This window comes from Rhodococcus sp. NPDC057529 (genome assembly GCF_042802055.1).
GTDB lineage: Bacteria > Actinomycetota > Actinomycetes > Mycobacteriales > Mycobacteriaceae > Rhodococcus_F.
The window spans coordinates 95,185-99,557 of record NZ_JBHVEY010000011.1; the positions used below are offsets into that span (position 1 = coordinate 95,185).

The 4,373-nt window shown below is 65.8% G+C and carries 3 protein-coding genes; 1 reads left to right on the forward strand and 2 read right to left on the reverse strand.

The window, feature by feature from the left end:
• Positions 1 to 84: 84 nt before the first annotated feature.
• Positions 85 to 1,347: a hypothetical protein gene (locus ACFU5V_RS22510; RefSeq protein WP_378701996.1), complete on the forward strand. Its 1,263-nt coding sequence runs from the start codon at positions 85 to 87 to the stop codon at positions 1,345 to 1,347.
• Positions 1,348 to 1,422: 75 nt separating this feature from the next.
• Here the strand turns inward: ACFU5V_RS22510 and ACFU5V_RS22515 are convergent, their stop codons facing one another.
• Together ACFU5V_RS22515 and ACFU5V_RS22520 are read right to left on the reverse strand one after the other, a co-directional pair.
• Positions 1,423 to 2,742, reverse strand: a complete 1,320-nt coding sequence (locus tag ACFU5V_RS22515; protein ID WP_378701998.1) for an MFS transporter — start codon at positions 2,740 to 2,742, stop codon at positions 1,423 to 1,425.
• 643 nt (positions 2,743 to 3,385) lie between these two features.
• On the reverse strand, positions 3,386 to 4,132 hold the full coding sequence (locus ACFU5V_RS22520; RefSeq protein WP_012690516.1) for a glycoside hydrolase family 25 protein: 747 nt from the start codon (positions 4,130 to 4,132) through the stop codon (positions 3,386 to 3,388).
• Between the last annotated feature and the right edge of the window lie 241 nt (positions 4,133 to 4,373).

Sequence of the window (4,373 nt, forward strand, 5' to 3'; positions counted from 1 at the left end):
TCGACCCCACATCTAATCCGGTCCGCGCGCGCATTCCCCGGTGTTAATGTGGGAATACTCGTCCTCACCGAAAGGTGCACCTCGATGAGAAGATTCACTCGAAGAGCCGGTGGAACCCTCGCGGCGCTGACGCTCACTGCGGCCGCTTTCGTCGTGTCACCGCCACCGGTGTACGGATTTGCCGAGGATATTTGCTACACCGAGGACGGTGCCCCGCCGCACAATTGCGCGCCACTGCCCCCCGAATGTCTACTCGACGACCCCAACTCGCCGGTCTGCGGCGCCGAGGCCTTCCTCCGCTACGGGTTCACGTTGCGTCGCCCGCTCGGCGGACGGAGCCTCGTGCACTCGGACTCGACGTACATCATCGCCCGCACCGTCGGCTTCTCCGAACAGGATGCGTACTGGATCGCGGCATACGACGAGGCGACCGACCTCGGCACGTTCGTCCCCCGCGACCTCGTCGGCCGGCCCGCTCCCGGAGCCGACGCGCTGACCACCAAGGACATCAGCGGCCTGGTGCGCACTCACTTCGACACCGGCGGGTTCCTGTTCCACTTCCTGCCCACGTTGCGCGGGCCGACGGATCCCCTGCCCAACGGGTTGCAACCGAACGTCGACGATCCGCGGCACGAGATCATGCTCACGCACCTGCGGACGTGGGCCATGGCGGGGCCGGGAAGCGACGCGCCGCTGTGCACGGGAGGTTTCACGAACCCGTCGGCTGACGGCGATTACGGAACGGGCGCAACGTGTTACGGAGACACGAACCCGGTGCCGATCAACGGCACCTACAGCCTGGAGACTCCGGCCGCCATCCCGTTCACCAACATGACCGGGCAGCAGGTCATCACCGACAACGTCCTGTCGTCACAGTTCGACTCCTGGGTCGGCGACAATTCCTGGAACGCGCGGACCGGCATCTACCTTCACGCTCTCGGTGACCGCATCTCGCACCACGTGTGCACCGACGCCGGCACGATCACACCGCCCGGCCCTGCCGGGCAGGACTTCCGGATCGACCTGAATCAGCCCACCTGCGACCAGGGTCCACACGCAGTCCGCCACGAATACGAGACGGGTGTGGACTTCGCCGGACTGAACCCGGAAGACCGGACGACCGAGGCCGCGTTGTCGATGGTGTACGACGAACTCGTCAACTTCGCGCGAGCACGCGGAACGCTGGACGCGAGCGCCACGGCGCCCGCGACGAAGAGCTTTCTCCTGAACGACGGACTCCTGCCCGCGCTCGAGATCCGCGAACCGGTCGAGCGGCTGACCGCCGTGACCGAAGTCGGCTGCCGCGCCGGTGTCACCCCGTTCCCCGGAAATCCGGCCTGCCGCTGACGTCGATGCGCATCACGGCTCGCGACTCGCTCGCCCGTTGCGGTGGATCCCGACGGGCGAGCGAATCACGAATTTCTATGGTGAGAGCGTTCGGGCCTGGACGTCACCGAGGCTCGTACTGGTGACGACTGCGGCGTGTGGAACGGGCATCTTGATCGCCGTGACGAGGACTGCGCCGATCAGGAGTGGGATGGCGAACAGGATGAACAGCGACGACGGCGTCCAGGAGCGGTCGATCAGGACGCCGGCGAGGATCGGCGAGATGATGGCACCCAGCCGGCCGACCGCAGACGCCCAGCCGACGGCAGTGGCGCGGACGGACGTCGGATAGCAGTCCGGGGCGAGGGCGTAGAGACCGGTGGCGCTGGCGTTGACGAAGACACCGACTGCGACCGCTGCGAGGAGTGCGGTGGCGAAGCTGCCCAGCGCCGTGCTCATCGCGAGGAAGGAGATACTCGCGCCGACGAGTGCCGCGACGGTCAGGATTCGGCTGGTCACCACGATCGCGAGGACGCCGAACGTCAGAGTGGCTGCCGCCCCGCCGAGGTTGAGGAGCATTCCGCCGCTGATGCCCTGCTGGGCGGACAACCCGCTCTGCTGCAGCAGCTTCGGAGTCCAGCTCGCGGCGAAGTAGAACGCCGCCATCATGATGAAGAAGGCGGATCCGAGAAGCAGCGACCGGATGCCGTTGCGCCCACTGAAGATCGCTGCCTTCATGCCCTGGCCGGCCTGCGGCTCCGGCTCCGGCAGCGCCTCGATCGGGGCCAGTCCCATCTTCGGCAGGGTGCTGTTGATCGTTTCAAGCGCCCCCGGGGGACGGCGCACCAGCAGGTAGTCGATCGATTCGGGCATCCGTGCGTAGACGAGTACGAGCAGCAGGAAGGTCAGAACGGCGCCGGCGACGAAGCTGGCGCGCCAACTGAACGTCGAGGTGAGCAGCGCGGCGACCAGACCGCCGATCATTCCGCCCAGCGGTAACCCGGTGGTGTACAGGGCGATCATGGTTCCCCGGCGTCGACGGGGAGAGAACTCGGCGGTCAGGACCGGCAGGCTCGCGACCAGCCCTCCGATGCCGAGCCCGGTCAGCAGTCGACACACCCCGAGCTGTGCGAAGGTCGTCGTGATCGACGCCAACGCCATCGTCACGGATACCAGGAGCAAGCACGCCAGTGTCAGCGGCCGCCGTCCGGTGCGGTCGGCCAGGGGTGCGATGAATGCCGACCCCAACGCCATGCCGACCAGGGCACTGCTGAGCAGCAACCCGGTCTCCGAGCCGCTGAGCGCGAACTCCTGCGCGACACCGGAGGCGGCGAACGCCATCAACAACAGGTCGTAGCCTTCCGACAGGACGATCGCGAGGCAGATCCCCACGACCATGACCTGATATTTGCTCATCGGAGCTTGATCGATGGATTCTCGAATGGACATGGATGAGACCCTTCTGGTCGCTGAAACGAATTGTGGGAGAGGGATTGTGGGAACTCACCGTCACGTTGTGCGCAGGTGAGCAGAATCAGCGAGGCATGGTCGGTGAGTACAGGCGTGGATGACCGTCGGGCAGGCAAGCCCACCCTGGGAACCGGTCCGTCTCCACCCTTTTCATCTGTGCCCTGGATAACATTTGATCGTCGTTGTTACCCGACTCACCAATCAGTGGGACTCACGCTAGGGACTGCAGCGCGGGGTGAATAGCCGCATTGCGATATCGGCCGTCCATTACGCGAACTCCCCGGCCGGCACACATACGAGACTTGCTCACGCCGACTCGTATGCGCGCTCACCGAGGGCCCGACGTGTTATTCGCACACACTCGGCGTGGTATCCGATCAAGTTGGGAAACCACACCGGGAACGTGCCCACCGACGATGCCAAGTTGTCGGCGGCTCCCATCAGAACGACGGCCTCCCGCAGATTCGACTGCCCCCCGCTCGAGGCGGCCGATCCAGCTGCACACTGCACGCCGAATGATCTCTCCAGGCTATCGTCGGCCGACCGCACGGTGCAGCGGTTTTCACCGCACCCGCATCTCCGCCGGCCCTCAGCTCCCGAAGGGGGACGCGCTGTTGGAGTACCGCGCGAAGTCGCCCTGCGCCCCGCTGTAGACGTTGAGGTCGACGTCGCCGTTGACGCCGGGGATGCGACCGGTGCTGGTGTACTGCCAGAACGTCCAGTTGCTCCAGCCGCCGGGGAGGGGGCCGGGCGTGTTCTGGCCGTTGTAGTCGGCGATCCACAGGGGGTATCCGGCGAACTCGTTGGTGTTCGCCATCGCCGTCCGCCAGAAGTTCGGGTAGGTGTAGATGATCGGCTGGCGTCCGGTGAGCGATTGGACCGTGTCGAGGTAGCGGTGCGTCCAGTCGATCAGCGCGGCGGGCGGCAGACCGGCGGAATGCTCGATGTCGAGGACCGGGGGCATGTCGCCCGGACCGTTGATGCCGAGGACCACGGTCGAGTAGAAGGCGGCCTGCGCTTCGGGCGACTGGGTGGGGTCCGCGTAGTGGTAGGCGCCGCGGGCGACTCCGGCGACGCGCATGGCGAGGCAGTCCTGGACGAAGTACGGGTTGACGTAGTTGAGGCTCTCGGTGGCCTTGACCATCGCGAAGTCGTGGCCTGCATTGCGGACGGAGAACCAGTCGATCGGCGACCCGCCCGGGTGTTGCCAGGAGGCCACGTCGGGACCTCGGACGGGTTCGGCTGCGGCGTGCCCCGGCACCGCGGCCGCGAGTGCACCGGCGAGCAGTAGCGGTGCGATCTTGGAGAACCTTCGGACCTTCACCCCGATAGCCATGGGCCCGAGGGTAGTGGTTGCGGCGTCCGAGTTCCGGTCAACGACGAGGGTTGCCGGCCGGCGTTAACCGGAAACCATCCCCTCGGTCTGTTTTGTCCAAAAATTTGACCATCGCGGTAGGTTATGCGACTCTTCCCTAGTCAGATCCATAGGTTACCCAAACCTAACTAGAGCTTTTCCGTAGTCGGTCCCCGGAGCACGAGTCGTCAGCCGCTGCTCCCAGCAGATAAGAGAACGACCC

Bases quoted from the DNA above. Each gene is read 5' to 3' on its own strand.
- ACFU5V_RS22520 (WP_012690516.1), bottom strand. From the start codon at position 4,132: ATGGCTATCGGGGTGAAGGTCCGAAGGTTCTCCAAGATCGCACCGCTA.
- ACFU5V_RS22515 (WP_378701998.1), bottom strand. From the start codon at position 2,742: ATGAGCAAATATCAGGTCATGGTCGTGGGGATCTGCCTCGCGATCGTC.
- ACFU5V_RS22510 (WP_378701996.1), top strand. From the start codon at position 85: ATGAGAAGATTCACTCGAAGAGCCGGTGGAACCCTCGCGGCGCTGACG.